The organism is Bradyrhizobium sp. CIAT3101, from assembly GCF_029714945.1.
In the GTDB taxonomy this organism is placed as follows: domain Bacteria; phylum Pseudomonadota; class Alphaproteobacteria; order Rhizobiales; family Xanthobacteraceae; genus Bradyrhizobium.
Window position 1 is genome coordinate 612,598 of record NZ_CP121634.1, and the last position, 24,204, is coordinate 636,801.

General features: G+C 62.3%; 20 protein-coding genes. 9 read left to right on the plus strand and 11 right to left on the minus strand.

Going from position 1 to position 24,204, the window contains the following annotated elements; all coding sequences use genetic code 11:
- Position 1: 1 nt before the first annotated feature.
- The gene (locus QA645_RS02770) at positions 2 to 187 is read right to left on the minus strand and encodes a hypothetical protein (RefSeq protein WP_254127744.1); all 186 of its coding nucleotides are present in this window, start codon (positions 185 to 187) and stop codon (positions 2 to 4) included.
- A gap of 327 nt (positions 188 to 514) precedes the next feature.
- On the opposite strand from QA645_RS02770, the gene QA645_RS02775 reads away from it, so the two are divergent.
- The 3 genes from QA645_RS02775 to QA645_RS02785 all read left to right on the plus strand — a co-directional run bounded on the left by QA645_RS02775 (position 515) and on the right by QA645_RS02785 (position 2,949).
- On the plus strand, positions 515 to 760 hold the full coding sequence (locus QA645_RS02775; protein ID WP_254127745.1) for a hypothetical protein: 246 nt from the start codon (positions 515 to 517) through the stop codon (positions 758 to 760).
- Between the two features lie 132 nt (positions 761 to 892).
- Entirely contained in the window at positions 893 to 1,153 is a 261-nt protein-coding gene (locus QA645_RS02780; RefSeq protein ID WP_254127746.1) for a hypothetical protein, read from the plus strand.
- A 98-nt stretch (positions 1,154 to 1,251) separates the two neighbouring features.
- Positions 1,252 to 2,949: a GMC oxidoreductase gene (locus QA645_RS02785; protein ID WP_283048038.1), complete on the plus strand. Its 1,698-nt coding sequence runs from the start codon at positions 1,252 to 1,254 to the stop codon at positions 2,947 to 2,949.
- 119 nt (positions 2,950 to 3,068) lie between these two features.
- Here QA645_RS02785 and QA645_RS02790 read toward each other — a convergent pair whose 3' ends face one another.
- From QA645_RS02790 to QA645_RS02800, 3 genes are all read right to left on the minus strand, one after another.
- Complete coding sequence (locus QA645_RS02790; RefSeq protein ID WP_283048041.1) at positions 3,069 to 5,168, minus strand: methyl-accepting chemotaxis protein; 2,100 nt, start codon at positions 5,166 to 5,168, stop codon at positions 3,069 to 3,071.
- A 154-nt stretch (positions 5,169 to 5,322) separates the two neighbouring features.
- Entirely contained in the window at positions 5,323 to 5,445 is a 123-nt protein-coding gene (locus QA645_RS02795; protein WP_283048043.1) for a hypothetical protein, read from the minus strand.
- Positions 5,446 to 5,576: 131 nt separating this feature from the next.
- The gene (locus QA645_RS02800) at positions 5,577 to 5,768 is read right to left on the minus strand and encodes a hypothetical protein (RefSeq protein ID WP_254127749.1); all 192 of its coding nucleotides are present in this window, start codon (positions 5,766 to 5,768) and stop codon (positions 5,577 to 5,579) included.
- A 131-nt stretch (positions 5,769 to 5,899) separates the two neighbouring features.
- Between QA645_RS02800 and QA645_RS02805 the strand changes: the two genes are divergently transcribed.
- Complete coding sequence (locus tag QA645_RS02805) at positions 5,900 to 6,037, plus strand: hypothetical protein (protein WP_254191353.1); 138 nt, start codon at positions 5,900 to 5,902, stop codon at positions 6,035 to 6,037.
- A gap of 123 nt (positions 6,038 to 6,160) precedes the next feature.
- Complete coding sequence (locus QA645_RS02810) at positions 6,161 to 7,303, plus strand: beta-propeller fold lactonase family protein (RefSeq protein WP_283048046.1); 1,143 nt, start codon at positions 6,161 to 6,163, stop codon at positions 7,301 to 7,303.
- 313 nt (positions 7,304 to 7,616) lie between these two features.
- Here the strand turns inward: QA645_RS02810 and QA645_RS02815 are convergent, their stop codons facing one another.
- The 5 genes from QA645_RS02815 to QA645_RS02835 all read right to left on the minus strand — a co-directional run bounded on the left by QA645_RS02815 (position 7,617) and on the right by QA645_RS02835 (position 15,453).
- A complete protein-coding gene (locus QA645_RS02815; protein WP_283048048.1) occupies positions 7,617 to 10,433 on the minus strand; it encodes a hypothetical protein in 2,817 nt (938 codons plus the stop codon).
- Between the two features lie 250 nt (positions 10,434 to 10,683).
- Entirely contained in the window at positions 10,684 to 11,511 is an 828-nt protein-coding gene (locus tag QA645_RS02820) for a hypothetical protein (protein WP_283048050.1), read from the minus strand.
- Between the two features lie 254 nt (positions 11,512 to 11,765).
- Complete coding sequence (locus QA645_RS02825) at positions 11,766 to 13,799, minus strand: hypothetical protein (RefSeq protein ID WP_283048051.1); 2,034 nt, start codon at positions 13,797 to 13,799, stop codon at positions 11,766 to 11,768.
- 77 nt (positions 13,800 to 13,876) lie between these two features.
- Entirely contained in the window at positions 13,877 to 14,236 is a 360-nt protein-coding gene (locus tag QA645_RS02830) for a hypothetical protein (RefSeq protein WP_283048053.1), read from the minus strand.
- A 74-nt stretch (positions 14,237 to 14,310) separates the two neighbouring features.
- Positions 14,311 to 15,453: a hypothetical protein gene (locus QA645_RS02835; RefSeq protein ID WP_283048055.1), complete on the minus strand. Its 1,143-nt coding sequence runs from the start codon at positions 15,451 to 15,453 to the stop codon at positions 14,311 to 14,313.
- Positions 15,454 to 16,509: 1,056 nt separating this feature from the next.
- On the opposite strand from QA645_RS02835, the gene QA645_RS02840 reads away from it, so the two are divergent.
- Genes QA645_RS02840 through QA645_RS02850 form a run of 3 tightly spaced genes read left to right on the plus strand, consistent with a single transcriptional unit; the run spans position 16,510 to position 18,190 of the window.
- Positions 16,510 to 16,854: a hypothetical protein gene (locus QA645_RS02840; protein ID WP_283048057.1), complete on the plus strand. Its 345-nt coding sequence runs from the start codon at positions 16,510 to 16,512 to the stop codon at positions 16,852 to 16,854.
- Entirely contained in the window at positions 16,851 to 17,363 is a 513-nt protein-coding gene (locus QA645_RS02845; RefSeq protein WP_283048059.1) for a hypothetical protein, read from the plus strand. The genes QA645_RS02840 and QA645_RS02845 overlap by 4 nt, the downstream gene beginning before the upstream one ends.
- Positions 17,327 to 18,190: a hypothetical protein gene (locus tag QA645_RS02850; protein ID WP_283048061.1), complete on the plus strand. Its 864-nt coding sequence runs from the start codon at positions 17,327 to 17,329 to the stop codon at positions 18,188 to 18,190. Before QA645_RS02845 ends, QA645_RS02850 begins: the two co-directional genes overlap by 37 nt.
- A gap of 330 nt (positions 18,191 to 18,520) precedes the next feature.
- Here the strand turns inward: QA645_RS02850 and QA645_RS02855 are convergent, their stop codons facing one another.
- Positions 18,521 to 20,968, minus strand: a complete 2,448-nt coding sequence (locus tag QA645_RS02855) for an adenylate/guanylate cyclase domain-containing protein (protein ID WP_283048062.1) — start codon at positions 20,966 to 20,968, stop codon at positions 18,521 to 18,523.
- Positions 20,969 to 21,223: 255 nt separating this feature from the next.
- On the minus strand, positions 21,224 to 23,269 hold the full coding sequence (locus tag QA645_RS02860; RefSeq protein WP_283048064.1) for an AsmA family protein: 2,046 nt from the start codon (positions 23,267 to 23,269) through the stop codon (positions 21,224 to 21,226).
- Between the two features lie 246 nt (positions 23,270 to 23,515).
- Here QA645_RS02860 and QA645_RS02865 point away from each other — a divergent pair, with 246 nt between their 5' ends.
- A complete protein-coding gene (locus QA645_RS02865) occupies positions 23,516 to 24,190 on the plus strand; it encodes a Crp/Fnr family transcriptional regulator (RefSeq protein ID WP_254127756.1) in 675 nt (224 codons plus the stop codon).
- The last annotated feature ends 14 nt before the right edge of the window (positions 24,191 to 24,204 follow it).

Below are 24,204 nucleotides of genomic sequence, written 5' to 3' on the forward strand. Positions count from 1 at the left end.
ATCAGGGCTCGTCGGGATCGCCGACCAGTCCACGCAGCTGCTCGATGTCAATGATCGAACCTTCGAAGGTCGAAACCACCGGCTCCAGCGATTGATCGTCGCCGAGCAGCCTGTCGACCGTGCTCACCACGTCCGAGGCACTGCGCGCGACGACCGTCAGCGATCCAACTTTGACGAGGAAGGGCAAGCGCTACTCCGGCATCCGCAGGCCAGGCGAGGCCGGCCGTTCGCTCATGGGCGAACGGTCGAGACCGAGCGGCCCGGCTGCTGCGGCCAGGCACTCTTGCAAGGATCGGCCTTGTCCGAACCGTCGTCGCGTCTGCATCGGGAGCTTCCCAAACTCCCTGCCCGGCTCGAACTATACCCGGTGACGTCAATCTCGCAACCCATTGTTTTCAAAAGAGTATTCTACTCATAAGCCGATTTTCAGGGAGATTGGGGAACTTTAGCCAAATGAGTGAATTGAGTAGTTTACTAACCCAGCAGCATCCAGCCCACTGCAGCGAGAAAGGCCATGCAGGATCTCCGCGGAGAACGTCTTCAAATCATGCTCACCCCGGAAGAGCTTTCGCTCATTGATGATTTCAGGTTTGCCCACCGCATGCCGACCCGGGCGGCGGCGATTCGGGAGCTGCTCAAGCTGGGGCTCGCCGCCAAGCCGGTGCAGGCCGATGGCAGCCGCTCCAGCCATTACGGTCTGTTCGACCGCGGACCGGATGGACACAAGCCGAGCGGCGAGGGCAACCAGGAGCCGGGCTAGTCCAGCCAGATTAGTCCAGTCACGCGCGCTCATGCCGGCACGCGCGTTCAGCGTTCGCTCAGACAGGTGCGGTTACATCAGTCTCGATCTTCCGCACCTTGTATTCGCGCGGCGTTTCCATATCTCACTGGCATGATGCAGCTCACTCTCGTTCAGGACCAGGCGATACAGGCGTTGATGGCAGGCGCCGTCGGCGCCGACACATTCGATCGCCTCTTTGCAGGCATCCGTTTCGACAGGCTCGACGGTACGATGCTCTATGCCTTCGCCAAGGACGAGGAGATCGCATCCGACATCGAGGACGGTTATTCGATCTACATTGCCGCTGTCGCATCGCGTGTGCTGAAGCGCCAGGTCGATGTCGTCGTCGTGATGCCGAAGGTCCTGCAGTAGATAACCCCGACAGCGCACGCAGACCGACTGGCGCAGGCGTGACCTCCGCCTCAAACCACGCTACCCTCTTGGGACAAGAACAAGAGGAAACGCCAATCGTGTACGACTACATTATCGTGGGCGGCGGCTCGGCGGGGTCCGTGCTGGCCCACCGGCTCTCCGCGAAGAGCGCCAACAAGGTCCTGCTGTGCGAAGCCGGACAGGACACACCACCCGGCAATGAACCCGCCGAAATCCGCGACAGCTATCCCGGCACCGCCTATTTCGATCCGCGCTTCCACTGGACGGAATTGAAGGTCACGACGCAGGTCGTCAGCCACAACAATCCGAACGAAGCGCGTCCGCCCCTCCGCAAATACGAGCAGGCGCGCGTGCTCGGCGGCGGCTCCTCGATCAACGGCCAGATGGCCAATCGCGGCGCACCGACCGACTACGACGAATGGGACGCGCGCGGGGCCTCCGGCTGGACCTGGAACGACGTGCTGCCGTTCTTCAAGAAGGTCGAGCGCGACCTCGATTTCGACGGCCCGTATCACGGCAAGGACGGCCGCATTCCCGTGCGCCGCATTCCGCGCGAGCACTGGACCCGGCATTCGCAGGCCTTCGCCGATGCCTTCGATCAGGCCGGCCATCGATATCTGCCGGATCAGAACGGCGAATTTGTCGACGGTTATTTCCCGGTGACGCATTCCAACCAGGCCGAGCAGCGCGTCTCGGCCGCGATGGGCTATCTCGATCGCGACACGCGCAAGCGTTCGAACCTGACGGTCTCCACCCACACGCAGGTGAGAGAGCTGATCTTCGACCGCACGCAATGCGTCGGCGTGAAGGCCGTCGTCGACGGTCGCGCGCAGGAATTCCGCGGACGCGAGATCATTCTCTCCTCTGGTGCCATCCATTCGCCGGCGCATCTGTTGCGCGCCGGCATCGGCCCGGTCGGCCACCTCAAGGATATGGGCATCCCGGTGCGGATGGGGCTCGCCGGCGTCGGCCAGCGCCTGATGGATCATCCTTCGATCTCGCTGTCGTCCTTCGTCCGCCGCGGCGCGCGCATGAACGAGCACACGCGGCGCCACATGCAGCTTGGCCTGCGTTATTCGTCGGGCCTCGCGGGCGTGCCGAAGGGCGACATGTTCGTCGTGCTGCTCAGCAAGTCCGCCTGGCATGCGGTCGGGGAGCAGATCGGCTCGCTGCTGACCTTCGTCAACAAGACCTATTCGGAGACCGGGCAGGTCAAGCTTGCCTCGCGCGATCCGGCGGCCGAACCGATCGTCGAGTTCAATCTCCTGTCCGACCGGCGCGATCTCGAGCGCCTGATGAGCGGCTTCCGCAAGATGGCGGCCATCCAGATGAGCGACATCGTGAAGACGGTGACGGACAAGCCGTTTCCGGCCGCCTATACCGACAAGGTCCGCAAGATCGGCGTGGTCAACATCCGGAACAGGATCTTGACCAGGATCGCCGCGACGCTGATGGACGGGCCGGCGGCGCTGCGCCACTACATGATCGACAATTTCGTCGTCGAAGGCTTCACCTTCGACCAGGTGATCAACGACGACGAGGCGCTGGAAGCCTTCGTGCGCAAGGCGACCATCGGCGTATGGCACGCCTCGTGCTCATGCCGCATGGGCCGGGCCGACGATCCGATGGCGGTGGTCGATGCCCAGGGCCGCGTCAAAGGCATCCAGGGCCTGCGCGTCGTCGACGCCTCGATCTTCCCGGTGGTGCCGTGCGCCAACACCAATTTTCCGGTGCTGATGTCGGCGGAGAAGATTGCGGCCGCGATGATGGGGTGATCTCGTAGGGTGGGCAAAGGCGCGCCCTTCGCGCGCCGTGCCCACGATCCAGAGGTGGTGGGCACGCTTGCGCTTTGCCCACCCTACGGATCTACCGATTTACGGATCCGGCGATTGCCTCACGCCGCCCGGAGATCGCCGACGAAGCGGTCGACGTCGCGCTTGAGATCGTCCGACAGGCGCGCCAGCATCTTGGCGGAATCCAGCACTTCGCCGGCGGCGGCCCCCGTCTGGCCTGCGGCCTGCGAGACGCCGGAGATGTGCCGCGAGACTTCGTTGGTGCCTTGGGAAGCCTGCTGCACGTTGCGTGCGATCTCGCGCGTTGCGGCGCCCTGTTCCTCGACGGCGGCGGCGATCGCAGCCGCGATCTCGTTGACGCGCTGGATGGTGGTGCCGATCGACTGGATCGCGGTCACCGACGACTTGGTCGCGCCCTGGATCGCGGCGACTTGACCTGTGATCTCCTCGGTCGCTTTCGCCGTTTGGGTCGCGAGGTTCTTCACTTCGGATGCGACCACCGCAAAACCACGGCCGGCTTCGCCCGCGCGCGCCGCCTCGATGGTGGCGTTGAGCGCGAGCAGATTGGTCTGCTCGGCAATGCCGGTGATCAGCGCGACGACATCGCCGATGCGCTGGGCGGCATCGGCGAGCGCCTGCACCTCGGTATTGGTGCGATCGGCCTCGCTGGCGGCAGCGCCCGCAATGCTGGAGGATTCCGCGACCTGACGGCTGATCTCGGTGATCGAGGCCGAGAGCTCTTCGGTGGCCGCCGCAACGGTCTGAACGTTGGAGGAGGCATCGCCCGACAGGCTCGCGACCGAGGCCGCCTTGGACGAGCCCTGCTCGGCGGTCGACGACATCGACTGCGCAGTGGCGTTGAGCTCGCCGGAGGCCGAGGCCAGCGTGTGCAGCGATTCCGTGACGGTCTTCTCGAACTGCTCGATCAAGCCGTCGACGGCATGCTGGCGCCGCTCCTTGCGGCCCTGCTCCGCGGCCTGTTCCTCGGCGAGGCGATCGCCGGTGATCATGTTCTCCCTGAACACCGACACAGCACGGGACATTTCCCCGATCTCGTCGCCGCGCTCGATGCCGGCGAGCTCGATCGCATAGTCACGCTCGGCAAGGGAGCGCATCGCCTGCGTCAGCTTGCGGATCGGCGCGCTGACGCGGCGATTCACCAGGATGAAGCCGAACACTGTGATGGCGAGCGCGACCAGCATCATCCCGCCATTGAGCGCCAGGCTCCATTTCGCCGATGTCATCTGCCGACCGGCGCGGGCGACCATCTCGGCCAGCGCGACCTGACCGGCCTCGACGCTGTAATTGAGGATTGCGGTGTTGAGCTTGGAGAGATCCTCGACCTTGATGTCGATGGTCTGGTTGTTGCTCAGCGCCTTGATGAAGCCCTGCTGGCGCTCGGTCATGGCGGCGGCCTCGCCCTGCTTCGAGCGCGCGATCACGTCGGTGAGGCTGGCGGGCGCATCAGGGCGCGCCGCGACGTCCAGCACCTGGCTCCAGGCCTGCTTGGCGCGGCCGGTGTCCTCGGCGGCGCCGACCATGTCGGCGGCGCTCCACGGCTTGCCGGCTGCGGCTGCGGCTTCGAGACGGATGGCGACGGAGCCACCGTTCGCACGCGCCGCCCAGGCCGACTGCTTGATGCCGAGGAGATGATCGACCACGGGATCGGTGAGCTTGAGCGCGTTCTCGATCTCGCCGGTCAGCGCCAGAATGGCATCGAGATAATCCTGCGCGCCCTTGCGGAATTCGTCGCCGACCTTGGCGTCACGCGTGGCCTTCGGCTGATGGATGGCGCCTTCCGCCTTGGTCCGCAACGGCACGAGGGCGTCGTGGATCGCGACCAGCTTGCTGGTGCCGGCGGCCAGACGGGAATCGCTCACGCCCGCGAGACGCTCGAGCACGTTCTTGTAGGCGGCCTCCGACACGGCCCGGTTGGTGGCGATGCGGTCGTCGGCATTGGAATTGGCCGGGGCGTCCGCCACCAGCGCCGACAGGAAGGTGCCGCGCTCGAGCCGGAAGCCGAGCAGGGTCGCAAACAGCTGCTGGTCGGTGCTGGCGAAGCGCTCGACCTTCTGCGCCGCGTTGTTGCGCTCGATGGCGCCGAACAGCCCGGTCGAGAGCTGCCCGACCAGGAACAGGCCGAGGACGCCGATGATGGCGCCGAGAACCGAACGAATGGAGGGATTGCCGAACAATGCCATGGGGAGCGCCGGATCTCTGAATCTGAAAAAGATGCAGAAAAATACCGGCGTGCCCCTAAGATTTGGTTCACCACATCTACCCGGGTCCGCAGGCCGCGCGCGAGCGAGGCCCGATCGGTAGCCGGGGAGGGCTGGCTAGCTCAGGTCGCGCGGTTCATTTCGCCCGTCTGGCGGCCTGGATCTCGACGAACTCGGCGTCCGGATGCGTAACGATGGTCGTGAACATGATGCCGCTGATGATGAGCGACCAGGCGGTGTCCCAATAAATCCAAAACACTTTCCAGCCTCCGTTTTGCCAGCCTCCGTTTGGCGTCCTCCGCCCGCGGGACCGGAGTAACGGCGCGACAAGGCTGCCGTTCCCTGGAGATCCCGTGGCCGGGCCTCGGCTCGAGCAGGAGCCGACGAAGCTTAGCGCTTTCTGGTGTTGGTCGGCGATACCTTGCGATCGGTTTGATCGGCCTGACCGGTGTGGCGCTTTGCCACGACGTCTTCATCCCGCGGGCCTTCACGCGGGCGCGGCGGCGGCTTGGGCTGGCCGGACTGGCCGCCGTGCTTGCCGCCCATATCGGGTTTGCCTTCGAGGTCGTTTTCGCGGGGCATGCCGGGTCAATGCGCGCGGCCGGCAATGGTTCTTAATTAACCCGCACGGTGTTCGGCTGTGAACGAGTTCATACGCTCGCCGCCTTTTGCAGTGCAGGATGGCCGAACCCTGGACGGACGGATTTGGCCTGATGCGGAAGCAACTCGTCGCCTGGACTATTCTGACCTCGGCCCTGGTCGCGGTCGCGGTCTGGACCGTGCTCGGCCCGCCCGACCGTCCCGCCGGCCCGCATCTGCCCTCGCGCGACCTGACGGCTGCGGTGCGTTAACGCCCGCAACCGCACCGATACAATTTCGGCATCGATCGATCCCAATTGGATTTTGGTACAGCGGAACACGAGCCGCTATCTTCTGCCGCAAAACAACGACCCCACACCGGCCGGAGGACGCTCATGATCAGACCGACGCGCACCGCATCCCGCGCTGCGACGACCACCACACTCTTCACCGCTCTTGTCGCCTCTCTTGCCCTCGTTTCCGGAGTCCGTGCCGGCATGGCCGAAACCTTCGCCTATGTCGGCAATGCCGACTCCAACGACATCAGCGTGTTCAAGATCGCCGACAGCGGTGAGATGACGCCGGTGCAGACGGCCGCCTTCACCGGCGTCGAAAAGCCTGGCTCCTCCACGCCGCTTGCGATCACGCCGGACCATCGCGTGCTGATCGCCGGCGTCCGCTCGCAGCCGTTCCTCGCGGTGAGCTTTGCGATCGATCCCAAGACGGGTCTCCTCAGCCATATCGGCAACGGGCCGCTCGCCGACAGCATGGCCAACATCGCCACCGACCGCGGCGGCAAGGTGCTGTTCAGCGCCTCCTATGGCGGCAACAAGGTCGCGCTGAATCCGCTTCAGGCCAACGGCGTCGTCGCCGAGCCGAAGCAGGTGATCCCGACCGGGCTGAATGCACATGCCTTCCTGCCCTCGCCCGACAACCGTTTCGTGTTCGCGACCAATCTCGGTTCGGACCAGGTGTTGAGCTTTGCGTTCGATGCCGCTGCGGGCACGCTGACGCCGAGCGATCCTCCGTCGATCAAGACGCCGGAGAAATCCGGGCCGCGGCACTTCGTGTTCCATCCCAACGGCAAGTTCGTCTATCTCATCCACGAGCTGAACGGCGACGTCGCAGCCTACAGCTATGAAGCCAAGAGCGGAGCCTGGGACGAGGTTCAGCGCACCACTGCATTGCCTGAAGGCTTCAACGGAAAGGACTCTAGTCAAAAGCCTTGGGCGGCCGACATCCACATCACCCCGGACGGCCGCTTCCTCTACGCGTCCGAGCGCACCACCAACACGCTCACCGCCTACAAGGTCGATGCATCAACCGGCAAGCTGACCACGATCGGCAGCGTGCCGACCGAGAAGCAGCCGCGCGGCTTCAACATCGATCCGACCGGCCGCTACCTCGCCGCGGTCGGCGAGCTGTCCGACGGCATGACGGTCTACGCCATCGACCAGAGCAGCGGCGCACTCAGCAAGCTGAAATCCTACCCCACCGGCAAGAAGCCGAACTGGGTGGAGTTCTTGACGCTGAACTGAGGCTCGTCCTCGTACCCTCGTCCAAGGCAGGGCTGTCGCCGTTGCGGGAAGCTCGCCTGTGGCCATCCTTCGAGACGCCCGCCTCCGGCGGGCCCTCAGGATGAGGACGGAGTGTGTGGCGGCAATTGCAAGGGGGCGACGATGCTGCGGAGCCTCATCCTGAGGAGACCGCGGAGCGGTCGTCTCGAAGGACGAGGCGCTCGCTCAGGCCTCGCCAAGCCCAAAGGCGATAGCCTTCCCCCACAAAGAGGGGGAGGGTACGAAGAGAACGTTGTTGCCGGCCGAACGCGGTACGACCTCGACCGGTCGTGCCCTAGCTGAAGAAATGCCCGCCCGAGGCCTGCGCATAGGCCTGCCATTGATGATCGAGCACGATCGTCTCGTGGCTGCCGTTGCTCTGGCTGATGTCGATCACGAGGTCGTTGGCGCCGCCGCGCTGGGCGGTGACGTCGGCCGACGCCTTGACGAGATCGGCCAGCGCTGCCATCGAGTTCACGACCACGCCGGAGCCGGCGCCTTCGCCGGTGTTGAGCACGGTCGCGGGATGCGCGCCTGACGAGGCGAAGGTGCCGGCCTCGTAGTCGTAGAGCACCAGTGCATCACCCTTGTTGAAGTTGAGGTCGAACACGGTGTCGGTGGCGCGCTGGCCGGCCGCCTGATCGGTGCCGTTGAAACGGAATTGATCGGCGCCGGCGCCGCCATAGAGCAGATCGTTGCCGCCACCGCCGTTGAGCACGTCGGAATGCAGCCCGCCGATCAGGATGTCGTTGCCACCCTTGCCGTCGAGGAAGCTGCCGACCGGGCTGAACAGATTGGCGATCAAGAGATTGTTGCCGCTGTTGCCCTCGACCAGATTGTCGGAGACGACGGTGATCGTGGTGCCGCCATGGCCGTCGGACGCAAGCTGGTAGTTCAGCCCCGACGCATAGGCATGCGAGTCGAGTTGGAGCGTGATGGTGCCGGAATTGCCGCCGGTGATGGTGAGCACATTGTCGGCCGACAACGTCGCTTTCGTCGCCTTGCCGATGCCGGCGAGGTCGATGGTGTCACCGACGCCAAAGCCCTCGATCGTGTTGTCGAGATGGCCATGGTCCAGCGCCGCCTTGTCGATCTTCAGCGTCTGCGCGCCGCTCTCGAAGGTGATCGCCCCGGTGCCGGCCGCATCCAGCGCCGCGAGTTCCAGCGTGCCGGCATGCAGCGTGGTGCCGCCGGTATAGAAGCTGGTCTGGCTCAGAACGGTGGTGCCGGTGCCGGCCTGATCGAGCGAGCCGTTGCCCGAGATCGTGCTGTTGAACACGAAGACGTCGGAATGCGTCGAGGCGAGCACGCCGTTGTCGATGACGTTGCCGGCGAGCGAGCCGCCGTCGGCAACAGTCAGCCTGGCGCCGGTCTCGATGCTGATGCCGGAGGTGAAGCTTTCGGCATCGGTCACGGACCAGCTGCCGCCCTGCACGTCGAGCACCTCGAAATTCACAATGTGCGCCAGCGTGCCGGAGCCGGTGCCGAGCAGGTTGAAGGTGTCGGTGCCGTCGCCGCCGTCGATCGTGCTGGTGAAGACAGCGCCGGTGTAGTCGTTGACGATATCGTCGCCGCCGCCGAGTGCGACGCTGCCCTCGATCGTGCCGTGATTGGTGATGGTGTCGGCAAAGGTGTCGGTGATGGAGATCGCCTCGCCATTGCCGCCGTGGATGAGACCCCAGTTCACGATCGTCGTCGGCGCCCAGCCGTTGCCGCCATTGCTGCCGTTGCTGCCATTCGGGCCGCCGGTGCCGTCACTGTCGTTGACGGTGATCGCGCGCTCGAAGCTGGTGATGACGCCGCCGATCTCGTTGATGATGGTGCCGCCGCCGATAGTGACGGCCTCCTGCAGGTCGACCGTCCCGTCGGCCTCGACGACATGCACGCCGGTGGCCTGGATGGTGCCGAAATTGTCGAGCGTCAAAAGGCCGTCCACGTCGATGCCGTCGCCGTCCACCGCCACGCCGGCGTTATAGCCGCCGGTGCCGATGATGATGCCGTGATTGGTCACTGTGGTCATCGACAGGCTGGGCGTGTCCAGATTGATACCGCTGCCGAGATCGCCGGTGATGGTGCCGTCATTGTTGACGGTGACGGGCTGGTCGCCGGTGATGCCGTGACGGGTGCCCTCGATATTGCCGCCGGTATGGTTGTTGACGGTGCCGCCGGCATTGCCCTGGAAGTCGATGCCGTCATTGTCGTCGCCGCCGGCATTGCCGCCGAAGACCTTGCCGTAATTGTCGATCACCATGTTGACGCCGCCGCGGATCGCGTCAGCATCGGCCGCCTTGATCAGCCCGGTCGCCTCGTTGGTGAGGTGAATGGTACCGTTGATCGAGACCAGGTCGGTGAAATCGATCGCCTGGCCGTTGCTGGAGCCCGATCCTGTCGACTGGATGGTGCCGGCATTGTCCACGGTGACAGAGTAGGTGGCGGTCGTGGTCAGCGTCGCGGCGGTGATGCGGACCGCATCGCCCTGCGACTGGATCACGCCGTGCTGGTCGTTGTCGAGCGTGAACGAGGTGATGTTGGTGAGATTCGAGGTGTTGAGGTTGATCGCGCGGCTCGCCGAGGCGGTGGCGTCGATCAGCCCGTCATTGTCGATGGTGATGATGCCTGCACCGGGACGGATCGCGTCATTGCCGGAGGCGCCGATCACGGCGCCGGTGTGATTGGTGATGTTGATCGTCTCGGTTGGCGAAACGATCGCGGCGAAGTCGAGCGCCTGGCCGCTCGTGCCCGCGACGATGTTGCCGGACGCATCTACCGTGCCGGAGACGATGCTGCCGGAATTGTCGACCGTGATGGTGCCGCCCGAGAGCGCGGTGTTGATGCGGAACGAATCGTCGCCTGTGATCAGCTTGGCGCCGGCCTCGTTGGTGAAGGAGAGATTGCCCGATGTGAACGAGCCCTTGGTGTCGATGCCGCGCGTCGTCGCCGTGATGGTGCCGGCGTTGTCGATCACGACGGTCTGCCCGGCCGTGCCGCCGGTCCAGGTGATGTCGGTGGTATCTGACAGCGTGCCGCCGGCCTGGATGATGCCGGTGTCGGTGCCGCTGACGGTCTTCGCGGACGTGACTGTGGAACCGCTTGCCACGGTGAAAGAAGCCATGATCCCTCCCTGACGTGCCCTGGAAATTCGGCGCCGGTCGGCACCGCAAAATGTTTGTGGGGCCTGAGCGGTATCGGCGGGACATGACGGTGGGATGACGCGCTGTTAGATCACGTACAAAGATCGTAGCCCGGATGGAACGACTTGTCCGCCGAAGCTCGAAGAGCGAAGGCGGAAGCGCAATCCGGGACCTCAACCGCGCATCTCGTTCCACTCCATGCGGGCTACATGCGTTGGAGAGAAGGGCGGACTACCCGCACGCCCAGTCGAATTTCATATCCTTGAAGTCGAGCTGTGCATTGCCGCCACCAAAATTGTAGCCGCCGAAATATTCCTCGAACTCGATGTAGAACGGACTCATCTCCGGCACCGCCTGGCAGGGCCGCATCGTTCCGCCGAGATGGTTTTGGGCGTGGTCCTTGCCCCAATCGTGCAGGCGGAAATTGTCGCGGCTCACGACACCATCGACATAGTAGTAATAGGGCTGATACCCGGTCGGCGGCCCTTCCTTCACATGCTTATCCTGCGGGCCCTTGCCCGCGTTGGGATCATCGGCGCGGGCCGTCAGCCCGATGGCGCGGTTTTCGGCGAGATCGTTGCGCGGCGTGCTCGGCAGGAGCTTCTTCGCGTAAGCGGGCGCGGATTCGTGAAACGCGCTAGCGCCGCCGACATCGAGCCAGCGCGGCCGCTCTGCGGTCGCAAGCGCAAGCGGCGCCGGCGGGGTTGCGAATGCGCCGCCATATTCGGCGCTGGTCAATAGGATCGCGGCATATTCGTAATCGAGAATGTCGGTCATGCGCGAGAGGCGCGGATGCGCGGGGCGCGCCGCCACCGCCTCGCGGATCTCGGGATCATCCGGCGCGCCGCCGTCATTGTGGTCGGGCGCGGTCGCAAAGAACGACACCGCGACGATGTCCTCGCCATGTACGCGGTAATCCTCCGGCAGCAGAAGCGTGAAGCCGTGCATCAGCGGATAGCCGGTGACGGAATCGAGCGGCCATTGCGCGCTGCTGATGCCCGGCGGCAGGCCAAAGACCCAGCCATGGTCGCGCGCCCGCTCGGTGGGACGATCCAGCATCTGCAAATCATACGCGCGCGAAGGCAAGGCAAAGGCCACGGGCCGTCTCCCATCCGAAATCCCGCCTCGTCGTTGAGGCCAGGGTTAGTCGCGGGGAGGAGGGATGTGGTTCGTAGGGGGCTCATTTAGGTGGAAGAGTTCGCAGTCCCTGATGGGAGATGGATACGACAAATCACTCGGTCCCATCTAACAACGGTCGCGGCTTTCCCACTTCAATCGCGCCACGCGTCCGCATGCGAACAACGGATTGATGGTCAGAGTGATGGGCATCCTGGCCCTTGCCCTGGCAAATCACCGCCATAGTCGATCCTGTCGGCGGCCACTACTTGGTTCTGCCCCACAGACCCATACACAACCAGGCTCCTGCCTGGCACCAGTACTGGCGCTTGTCGAGTTTGCTTGGCTTTTGCGACATCGACCTGCACGTCCTTTACTTCGCCACCCGCGCATGTTGCGAACGTGATCACGGATCCGGTGCCTTCGAGCGAGCCTTTGGGAGCGCCGTATAGTATTGTTTGTGAGCCCGGTGTCAGTACGCCGACGTTGGGAGCAACATTAGCAACAGATGGGGCGATGTTATCAGCACGCGCAACCTCCGCCGGTTGCGCCGACGGAGCGTTCAACCCATAGATTTTGAGCTCTTTGTAGCTGGCCACGTAGACTTGACCGTTCGATACGACCGGAACCGTATTCGCTGCGCCGCCAGTCTGCGGCCAAGCCCCGGCCGGCAAGCTGGTGAGCTTTGTGCCGTCCTTCCCATCGAACGCCCAAAGCGTCAACTCGTACGGCTTTGTTGTTGGGCGCTGGACTGCCCAGACCACTGCCGTGTCGGCGGTCTGCCCGCTTGACGATACGAATGTGAAGAAGCCCTTCTGAAAGACCTTGTTAACCAGGGTGTTCTGGCCCTCCCAGTCCTTAATCAATCGGTCGGGTCCCGAGGTTTGGACCTTCCAAGCCATCAAGCTGTACCCGCCGCTACTAACAACGCGTCCGACGCCATCTGCACCGACGAAGTATGATTGTCCGCACCAGCAGGCTCCTATGAGCGGATTGATATCGCTGTGGGGGTCGTAAATGATGACCGTATCGAGCACCTTATCGGGGCCCGAGGAAGTGAATTTTCCAAGGTCGTCTCGATTCAGGAGGTACATCTTCCCATTCTTGCCGGCTGCAATTGCCAAGTGGGGCACCGGGCCTGGTTGGCTGTTCGGTATGAGCATTGCGCTCCCGGCGGAGAAGTCCAGATCGTGATGATCAAGACTCTGCAATTCTCCCGGCGTGAAATAATCCGAAACGTCCGACAGATCGCCCGTCAGCTTAACGACGCTTTCCTGAAGGTTCAGCCTCTTGTCGACCGTAGGCGGAGCCTTATCGTCCGAATTCCCGGTCGTGAAATATATGTTTCCATCCTCGTCTGCCGCCGGCCCGTAGCCAGACATCCAAACCGAAGACAGAAAGTAGCTTTGCGGTGTGTGCGCGCGGCGATCGACGACCTCATTCGCGGCCAATGGCTTCAGGTCCGCCGCGTGCCACCCCAATAACCATCCGCGCGCGATGTCATGATCATGATCGCAGAAGCTCGCGAATGCCGCATAGACATTACCCTTGGCCAAGAGCAACGCCGACCGCTGACGGCTGACGCGCGGAATGAAACTGAATGTGGAGTTATCGCTCAGAGTAGTCGATGCCGAGATAAGGCGCCCGAGCGGGGGATCGATGCGATCTGCGAGGGTGACCAGGTCCAACGCACGAATTCGATAGGTGGGCTGCTCGTTCTCGAGCGTGAATGCAACTACGTACAGCAGGTCACCGCTTCGATCGATTACGGGCGTCGAGTTGATCCCGACTACGTCGGAGTTGTTGCCGCAGCGTATAACATTCTTGGGAACGGGCGTCCCCAGGGAGCGGGTCGCTAGGACGGCACCAGTTGAAGCGTCTATAGCATAGATTGTGTTATTCTCCGTGGCTACGTAGACGACGGTCCTTCGCCGGCCATCGAACTCAAGATTGGTTACGACGAGCGGCTGAGCATCCACCTGTTCGTCCAGCAAGACGGAATGAAGTTGGCCAAACGAACCATTCCGGATGCTGTTGGGTGAAAGAGCCGTCTCTTGTGCGTTCCATCCCGTGCGCCAGTTGTCGTGATGATAGGTGGTGACATCAGGAAGGTCTTCGGCGGCGGCTGTTGTGGCTCCACTTACCATGATCATGACGGCGCAGAGCGGTCCGGCCCACGAACCAATCCCAAGCCGTTTTGCCTGCAGATGAAATCGCAACCTTCCAATCATATTGACCCCTTCCGAATGTCGCGTGCAAAATGAACGCGAACTCATTGTATTTGAGGCCGCGACGGTCGAGCGTTTAGTCAGGCCGGTGCGTTATTCAGGATCCACTGCTTCACCAAATTCAATTCATCCTCCGTCGCGTTGCGTGCGTTCGGATCCGCATTCGTGTCTGGCATTTGGGGCAATTGGGATCCGTCGAAAGGAGCCGTTCCGGAAAGAGCTAGGTAGAGATTCGACGTGTCTGGATGGCCCGGTGCAACGAGCATTCCCGGCACGCCCCAGTCATCGGTCGTCATCGAAACGAATTGGTCTCGGGTAAGAGGAGGAGGTCCTCGCCAAAACGCCTGATGTGGTGCAGCATCAATGTTCTTGTCATTGACCGGAACCAAGACATTCAGGAGATCAATGATATCCGGAAAGACCGGGTTCTTCTTGGACACGTTTTCCTCCTCTTATCTTGTCCGGCTTGCCTGTTTCGTCCAGATGCACGTATCAAACGGCCGTGCGCCCAGAACTATTGACCGACCGCACCCTCCATTAGCGTCTTGAGTTGCTGCAGCGGTGCCGAAGATGGCGTTGTCGCCAACGTCTTTGGCCCAAGCGAAGGACCTGTTGGAATGAGCACACTGGGCTGCTGCGGAAAGGCGTTAATCTCAAGCGACCACAGAAAGTCGGTCTTGCGCATCGCGAGATTGTGGCACGCCATGCATCCGGTTCCGATCCTCTCCTGGTCGAAGGTCTCCATGGTTGTATTCGCGAACCCGCCCTTGAACGGGATTGAACTGCCTGGGAAAGTATTGGGTGGAGATCCCGGCTGGTTCGGGCTGTTCGGCTGCAGCGGCCACTGCGTCATCACGAGTTCGTAATTCGCCCAGATCGTACCCTTGAGTGCCCCCTGGTATGCGGCATTCGTGCTCTGAGTCGAGGGATCGATTGGCTTCACGCGCTCGATATTGAAGGGCCGAGGCGGCTGCACCGGAGGTGGGAACGGAATCGGGTTGGGCGGTTTTGGCATCGCTCCCCCGGTGCCATCATTGAATGTGAATTGCCCGGTATGTCCTGGATCTGCAGGCGAAACATTGTCGACGTGCTCGAACGTCGACCAGATCCATTGCGGGCGCGAAGAAGTCTTTTGCACAATGTGCATGCCAACTAAGCCCACAATTTTCTGAGAACAGTCTCCCGTAGCAAGATCCATTACCCACGCTTGGCGTGTATAGAACCGCTGCGGCTGGGGAACGCCGTCCATGAGGATCCATGACGTCTTCAGGTCAAGTGCACCATTGCCGAAGTTCAACCCAGCAACGGGCAATTTGCCTCTGAGATACCATTCGTTTCCAACAATCTGATCGAATTCGGCCTGGTTGAAACTCGTGAGATACCGCACGTACGTACCGTTTTGCGCCACGATAGGGCCAACGAGATTACCGAAGCCTGCCTGACCCAGATCCTCGAACTTCGAAACTGCTGCCAAAACGAGGTCGTTGAAGGTGGGGCTTGGAATCTGTCGCTGGCACGGAAACGTCGGTACGCCTCCGAATGTGCTCCAAGAGGAGGGAGCATGACCGCTTGGCTGAAATAACTCCCAATCGACCTTGTAAGTCTCAAACACTAAAGGCCCAGTGGTTGCGCCGACCTTTTGGGTCGCGTCGGCCACGCCCCGCTTTCCCTGCTGAGCCGGCCAAACCATGGCGATGAAGGTTCGCCACGAATAGTCGTCGAAAAATCGGATAGGGTTCGGGTCCCCGCCTTCCGAAATACAGACGTCCCCCGGGACTTGCGAGGACGCTATTGTCACAACAGGTGGATCGGAGCAGTTCTGCGCATCGGCGGAGCCAACCCCGCACATTGCAGCAGTCAGCCAGCCCAGCAAGGTAGGCAGGGCACCATTGCGACAACACACCCAAAGCCTTCGGGAAAATTGCGCCAGCATGTCCGCCCCAAAAATAGCCGAAGCTAATCCGCTGTTAGTCTCTTATGCGCTCAAGACGCCACTAGAGCCACACCAGGACATCAGCAAATGCCTGCCCCGAGTCATCGCTGCTCTGACAGCGCGTGCTTGGGGTGGTCTGCTTGAAGTAAACGCTGATCATTCAATCAATACCCGACGGGCGTCTCTAATTTCCAGGCACGTCTAGCTGCCGGCGGGGTGTGGTATTTCCGAATACTGACGTTATACCTTGAGTTGCACCCGATGCGCAAGAGCCTTTCTACCGAGAGGTGTCCAAAGGAAACGCGGTTGAAGACTACCAAAAGATGTGCAAGATAATCACGTCAATTTGCGTCTAGCGCGGTGCAAGTATGATCATCGTATTCGATGGCGTTTGCAATTTCTGTAACGGCTGGGTCCGATTTGTTCTGCGGCATGACCTAGAGCGCAGATTTTTGTTCGCAGCTGCCCAATCAGAGACTGGATCTACGCCTTTATCGAAACTGTCGCTTTCCCCAGCCAACCTTGAGACGATTGTTCTTTTTGACGGGTCTAAGCACTACGTAAAATCTGACGCAGTACTCGAAATTTTAGGTCATTTGGACGGCCCTTGGCCAGCGCTAACGCTGTTTGCTTTCCTCCCGAAGAAACTTAGAGACCTCCTCTACTCAGCTTTCGCAAAGCGACGCTACAAGTTTTTCGGGGCAACTAGCTGCCCTTTGCCCGACAGCCGTTGGGATGGGCGATTGTTGACGTAACCGCTTACTTTATTGGGAGGATGAAATGCGCCTAACAGATTCAGAGCTCGCTCAGCTACGAGAAATGTTTGGTCCTGACGGACACGAGCTTCGGCTAGTGCTGCCCTTGGCCGACGCTACTGATCAGATGCTGGAGGCCATGCAGAAGAATGATAATCTGATGCAGCAAGCGCAAAATTTTGCTCAAGCCCAGCAAGATGCCGGCGGAGCCGGTGATGCGGGGGATGGAGGCGGTGACGGCGGCGGCGACGGCGGTGAACTGAGATCCGAAACTTTAGGTGAGGAGACGCAACCGTCTGAAAAATATATGCGGTCCTTAAAGGAGCTCTTGCAAAGGCGGGAAGCGCTTCTTGCCCGACATCGCAAATGACCACGGATATTCTGGGGACGACGGCCATAGGGTTGGTCGGAATTTGGCTAGTTCTCACGTTGGCTTACCAATACAAGCCGTTGGGCAGCAAAATGGGGCGGTTCGATTATCTTCGCCTCTTGCCCAGCTGGACCTTCTTTGCACCGAATCCAGCAACGAGAGACTATCATCTGGTCGTTCGAGACAAGCTATCGGACGGAAATCTGACGGATTGGGCGGAGGTCGCAATTGTCGAGCGACGTCGACAGCTTGACGTCATTTGGCATCCGGCAAAACGTCGAAGAAAAATTCTGAGTGATGCTGCTCAATCGATAAAGCTGCTCAATCGAAACGTAAACACCCAAGCGGTCCAACACTCTCTGCCTTACTTGATAATACTGCACTACTGCATGAAACATCACCCGTTGCCCCCCTCGACAGTCGCCCGCCAGTTCGGTTTTGTCGAGACTTCGAGCAGATCGGATCGCAAGCTATGGCTCAGCTATCTCTCGGATCTTCATACAGTCTAGCGGCAACAATCGACACTCAGGGCGGCAGCGCGTTTTATGTAACGTGCGGATTGCTGGCAGTTTGGACCGTCATTTCCACGCTCGAATGGATATTCAATTTTGAGCTGTTGAAGAGCGAACATATACTCTCCTGGCGAGTTATGAGCCTTCGACCAGGAATGCTGTACCAAAGCCGTTGGTCGGCTCTTCTTTTTTCCGATCGCGCCACCGCTGGCATGCTGATGATCCGACTCTTAGCCGGATTCGGTCTTCTGTTTCCGAACACCCTCGTTGCGACGTCTTGCTTGGTCGTTGTGGCCCTATCCTCGTGGTTTCTGAGTGTACGGACAGGCTTGGGAGGCGACGGTTCAGATCAAATGGGATATATCGCTTCGGTCGGTGCGCTACTCATGGGCGCCGGCATGCTTCTTCAAAATCACGCAGTGACGTTGGCCGGCGTACTACTCATTGCAAGCCAGTTGACATTATCATACTTCATCGCTGGATTTTCGAAGGCACTATCCTCTACGTGGAGAAGTGGCTTCGCTCTACCGGGAGTCATGGACACTCATAACTATGGCCATGATCTGGCCGCTCGAGTGTCAAAGAGCAGCTCTTCCTTTGCGAGGACGTTCTGCTGGTCGGTAATTTTAGGTGAGACGCTGTTCCCCTTTTCCCTTCTTCTACCGACGTCCCTTTTGCTCGTCGTGCTTTTCGGCTTCGCTCTATTCCACGTCAGCAATGCCTACTTTATGGGGTTGAACACCTTTGTATGGGCATTTTTTGCCGCTTATCCGTCAGTCCTTCTGCTTAGCCGTATCATTAGAATGACAGTGGGCTTGGGATAGTTAAGGATCGCATTGATCTGTCGTCGCCGGTATGTGGTAGGCAAGTAGATATCTTACAGATACGGGTTTCGATAGGAACCATTTGTCTGCTCAAAATTTAGATCGCAACAACATTGTCGCCGCCGGATCGACTGACCCGACGGGCAAACATATCAGTAGCTTGGTGATCTCAGGCCCAAACGCCCGATGATGTCATCATGCCAGTGTTTTGCCCGACGCGTCAAGCGAATTTCGTAAAATCCGTAGGCGCGCTGCGACGGCCGCGTAACTCATTGATCCCACAGCCCCCGCCTACTGTGCATGGGGTTGTTTTCGCGTCCTTGTTCGCAACTATCCTCTTCGCCGCGCCGCGGAGGCATCCACAACGTTGTCCAACTCCTCGCGCCAGCCAAGAATCTCCATCGCCAGCACCGGATGATTGAAACCCTTGAGCTGGAGATCGTCGAGCGCGCGGGCTTCGACGGAGTGCTCGACCATGCCGTAGACGCGGCGGCTCACCACGATCTGGTTGGCCAGCGCCTCGCCGCAGAGGCGGGAGGCGAGGTTGGTGACGCTGCCGATCGCGGCATATTCCAACCGTTGCTCGAAGCCGACCTGGCCGAGCGTAGCATAGCCGAGCGCGATGCCGATGCCGAAGCCGAGGCTGTGGCCGCGGTTGCGCCAGCGCTCGGTCAGTGGGCCGATGGTGTCGCGCATCTCCACCGCCATCTTCACGGCGCGCGCGGTGTGGTCCTCGAACTGGATCGGCGCGTTGAACAGGATCATCACGCCGTCGCCGGCATATTTGTCCAGCGTGCCCTCGTATTTGAAGATCAGCTTGCCGAGCGCGGCGTGATATTCGCGCAGCACGTTCATCGCCTCTTCCGGCTCGGTCGCTTCCGTGAAGGCGGTGAAGCCGCGCAGATCGCAGAACACCACGGTGACTTCGCGGCGCTGGCTGGTCAGCAGCCCCTCGGGGCTGTCGGAGGAGGCGATCAGCTGCGCCACCTGCGGCGCCAGGAAACGCTCGAGCTTGCGGATGCGCTCGATCTCGCCGAGCTGGGTCTCGACGCGTTCCTCAAGCGACTTGTTCCAGTTCTTCAGCTGCTCGGTCTGCTCGCGCAGCTTGTCGGCCTGGGCGCGCACGGTCTCGTTCGCGGTCTCCAGCGCGTGGCTCTTGTGGTCGACCTCGGTGAACAGGCGCGCATTGCGCATCGCCAGTACCGCCTGGTTGGCGAAGGTGCGCATCAGGCCGGTGAGACTGCCTTCGAACGCGCCGCTGGCACGGCGCAGCACCACCAGCGAGCCGAGCGTGCCCTGCTGGTCGACCAGCGGCACCGCCAGCACCGAATGGAAGCCGGCGCTGACCGCGACGTCGCGCAGCGGCTGCCCGGCGGCGTGATCGAGATCGGCGATCGCGATCGGCTCGCCGCGCGCGGCGGCCTCGCTCAAGATGTTCTCGCCTTCGTCGATCGTGACGTGGGCGCCCTCGACCGATTTGTCGATGCCGTCGGCCTCGACCAGGTTGAAGCGGCGTCGCTCGGCATCGTAGCCGTAGATCACCACCGCGTCGGCGTGACTGATCTCCAGTGCACGCGCGGCGATGGTCGGCAGCACGGCGTTGAGGTCGAGCGAGGAGGCGACCGCGCGGCCGACCTCTTCCAGCACCTTCAGCTCGTTGATCGACTGCGCGAGATCGCGGGTGCGCGCCTCGACCTTTGTTTCGAGATCCGAATAGGTCTCCTGTAGCTGGCCGGCCATGCGGTTGAACTGGCCGGCGAGCTCCTCCAGCTCGTCGGAGGTGTGCACGTCGATGCGGTGGCTGAAGTCGCCTTCGCCGAGCTTGTGCGCGCCGTCGCGAAGCGCCGTGATCGGGATGATCATGCGGCGCGCCAGCAGCGTGCCGGCGAGGATCGCGACCAGCAGGCCCATGCCGATCAAAAGCGCGATGCGCACGAGCTGGTCGCGGATCGGCGTCAGCGCCTGCACGGTCGGCTGCTCGAACAACACGCTCCAGCCGAGTTTCGGCACCGGGCTTGCGGCGGTCAGCACCGAATGGCCGTTGAAGTCGGTGCCTGATGTGTCGGGCTCACGGCCGGGCGAGATCGCAGCCGCGACCTGCGCCAGCTTCGACAGATCCTTGCCGATTTCGGGTCCCTTCGACGAGGCCGCCAGCACGCGGCCGCGTGCGTCGACCACATAGGCGAAGGCGGCCTTGCCGACCTGGGCGTCGGACAGGAAGTCGGAGAGGAAGCTGAGATCGATCTCGGCCACGGTGACGCCCGCATTGAAGCCGGAATGCGCCACCGAGATCGACATCACCGGCTTCTGATCGACGAAGCTCGCCGCCGAATAGCTGACCCCGCGCGCCACCGCGTCGGTGAAGCGCATGTCGCGGGCGAGGTCGGCATGGCCGCCCGTCGTGGTCGACTGGCGCGAGACGCGCAGCACCTCGTGGCCGTCGCCGTTGAGCTGGAACAGCTGGGAGACGACGGAGACCTGCTGCAGCAGCTGGGCGTAATCGGCGCGGCGCTTCTCCAGCGTGTCCCGGCTTGCCGTCGTCACCCAGCTGATCTGGCGTTCGAGCTCGGAGATGGATTGCTCCATGCGCCGGGCGGCGGCCTGCGCCTTGTCTTCCAATCCGTCGGTCAGCGATGTCTTGGTGGCGCGATAGGAGATCCAGGTCTCCATCGCGCCGTTGACGGCGAGCACGAACACGACGAGGCCGACGAGGGAGGCGACGTATTTGACGAAAAGGCCCTCGCGCAGAAACCAGGTCTTGTCTTTCGCTCCCGCCATCCGGATCCTCTCGCGCCACAATCGACGCCGGCGCTATGGGCCGTACGGGCCCCGCGGCTCTTCTACCACAATTTGGGCCTTTGGACCGGCAGGGGGCCGGTCAAGGACGGGTGTGGTTACCCGCCGCCGACGTGGAGGCGGCTGGCCGGGCGGTGAATTGTCGCAGCCGGCCAGCGCCCTCGTCCGTTCGGATGAAGAACTGTGTGATGAGGCCGTGTAAGGCTGCGCGCGGAGTTCGCCGCCTTGGTCCGCCAATCACCGATTAAACAACTGCCGCATCACGTCGTTCATCGGCTGGCTGTCCTGCTGCGCCTCGGGCGGGTCCTGGGTCGGAGGGGTCGGCGAAGCCTGGGGGGCCGGTGTGGCCGGGCTGCCTGGCAGGCTGCGGCTTCGGCCGGTGCCGTTTCCGGCGCCGCTCGAGAGCCCCTGCTGGATCAGATTGCCGATCGCCTCGCCCAGCTGACCGCCGAGCAGATTGTTTTGCCCCTGTCCCTGCCCTTGCTGCTGCGTCTGCGGATTGGCATTGCCGGCCGCGTTGCCGCCACCGGGGGCGGCGGCGCCGCCGAGGCCGAAACTGTTCAGGATGTTGCCGAGCCCGGCTCCGTCAGGCCCGAACAGGCCCTTGCCCATCTCGCGCAATTTGGCATAGGCGGCATCCGGATTGTCGAGCACACCGGCCATGTCGGGATAGATCCGCGGCTGCGACCACGCGCCGGTGATCATCACGGGAATGCCGAAGCCGACGGGATCGGAGGTGCGGCCCTGGCCTTCGGTCGTCATCACCAGTTTCGGCTCGACGCGAAAGCCCATCATCTTGGTGTCGAGCGCAATGGTGCCGGCGCCGGTGACGCGCACCAGCGGCCCGATCAGATTGAGATCCGTCGTCACCGCCTGGCCCTTGTCGATGCGGAAGGACGCCGAGAGCTGCGACAGGTCCGTGCTCTGCTCCTGGCTGTCCTGCCAGCCCGACAGCGTGCCCGACGTCAGCGAACGGATCATCTGCGCGACGTTGATGCCGCGGATGGCGCCGTCCTGGAAACTGACGAAGGCGGTGCCCTGCATGTTCGCCATCAGCGCGCGCTGGCTGGTGCCGGCACTGCGCAACGCGAGCTTGGCCTGCAGCTTGCCGTCGATCCGGTCGAACTCGGCAAGGCCCTGCAGCAGCGGCAGCGCGCGCACGCCGACGAGGTCGGAATGCATCGCAAAGCTCGGCGCGCCGCTGGTCGCATCCAAAATCACCTCGCCCGCGACCTGGCCGCCATAGGCGCCGAGATTGGCGGTGCCCGCCTTCAAGATGCCGCCGGCAAGTTTGGCATCGACCGCCAGCGGCGCAAGACGGGCGTCGCCGACGACGGCTTCGTTGGCCGAGATCCTGATCTGCGCGTCGACATAATTAAGTCCGGACACGTCGATCGGCGCATCGCTCCAGGGCTGCCCGGTCGTACCGTCAGGCGATTTCGCCAGCGGGATCGCGAGCCGCTGGAAATCGAGATCGACCTTCACCAGCGGCTTGCTCGCGATGTCGACCGAGGCCCAGCCGTTGAATGCGCCATCGCCGAACGTGCCGTTGACGCCGTTGACCATCACGACCGCACCGTTGAGCCGCAGCTCCGCGTGGCCGGCGAGCTGCGACTTCAGCACGTCGGGCATATCGATGGCGAAATCCACCGGGATGGTCTGCCGCTCGATCGGCGGCGCCGGTGTCGTGGCCTTGATGTCGAATTTGGTCGGATGATCGCCAACGCGCGCGGTTCCGGCGATATTGACCTTGCGGTCGCGGCCCATGACGGCGTCGGCATCGATCGCGCTGATGCGGCCGTCGACGCGATCGCGCACGCGCGAGAATGCGACTTCGCCGTTGGTGACCTTGATGCGGTCGATGGTCGCGCCGTCCATGTCGAGCGCAAGCGGCTTCGGCGAGGTATCGGCGTTGGGCAGGCGCTCGCGCAGCAGCGGCTGGTACAGCACCGGATGGGTGACGATGATCTCGCTGATCTTCGGATGACCCGACCACACGCTTGCGAGCGACATGTCGGCCTGCACGCTGTCGATCGTGACGCGGGTGATGCCGCTGCGGTCCTTGGGGTCCTGGAGCGTGAGATCGTTCAGCGTGACGTTCAGCGTCGGCCACAGGCTGATCTTGGTGGTTCCGTCGATCGACAGGCGATAGCCGCTCGCCTGCTCGACGCGCGAGGCGATGGTCGCGGTCAGGAAGCCCGAGGGAATCCCAATCACCAGCAGGAGTGCGATCACAACGATGACGGCGAGCAAAGCTACGCCGGCGAATTTCACTGCTCTCATGTCGACTTTCCAACGACGGACGAGCGGCGTCGAATCCGGCAGATTGCCCGTCCTTCACGCCCGAGTTTATCCCGGGACGGGAAGCCGCTCCAAGCGGCTAAAATTAGTCGGGAGGTGCTGCAAAGTTATGTGACTTATGACACACTTCTCCGACGCGGTTTTACGCGATTCTGACGATGATGCTTCCAAGCGATTTGCAAGCGATTTGCCAAAGAAACTGGCCAAGAAATTCACAAGGACGTTGAAATGAGCAAGCAGGCCGAATTTGCGGTCATTCTGAAAATGAATGCCATGTTCGCCGATCTCGGTGCGGACGAACTCCAGCGGTTGTCCAACCTCTGCCACACCCAGCATCTGGCGAACGGCGAGGTGTTGTTCCAGAAGGGCGACCCCGGTGACGCGCTGTACGGCGTGCGCCGCGGCCAGGTCCGTATCGAGACCGGCGCCTCCGACGGCAGCCGGCTGACATTGAACTTCATGGGGCCGGGCGATCTGTTCGGCGAGGTCGCGGTGCTGGACGGCCAGAGCCGCACCGCCGACGCGACCGCCGGCGAAGTGAGCGAATTGTTCGTGCTGCGGCGCGAAGACTTCCTCGCCTTCCTCGAGCGCGAGCCGAAGGTCGCGATCAAGATCATCGCGCTGTTGTGCCAGCGCATCCGCTGGCAGAGCGAGCGCATGGAGGAATCCATGTTGCAGCCGCTGCCGGTCCGGCTGGCGCGGCGGCTCTGCGCGCTCGCCGCCGATTTCGGCTCCGAGGTGCACATCTCGCAGGAACAGCTCGGCGTCTTCGTCGGCGCCGCCCGCGAGAGCGTGAACCGCCAGCTTCAGGCCTGGCGCAAGGAAGCGATTTTGGATCTCCAGCGCGGCCGCATCCTGCTGCGGAACATGACCAAGCTGACGGCGATCGCACGGAACGAGTAGCGATCGCGACGAGA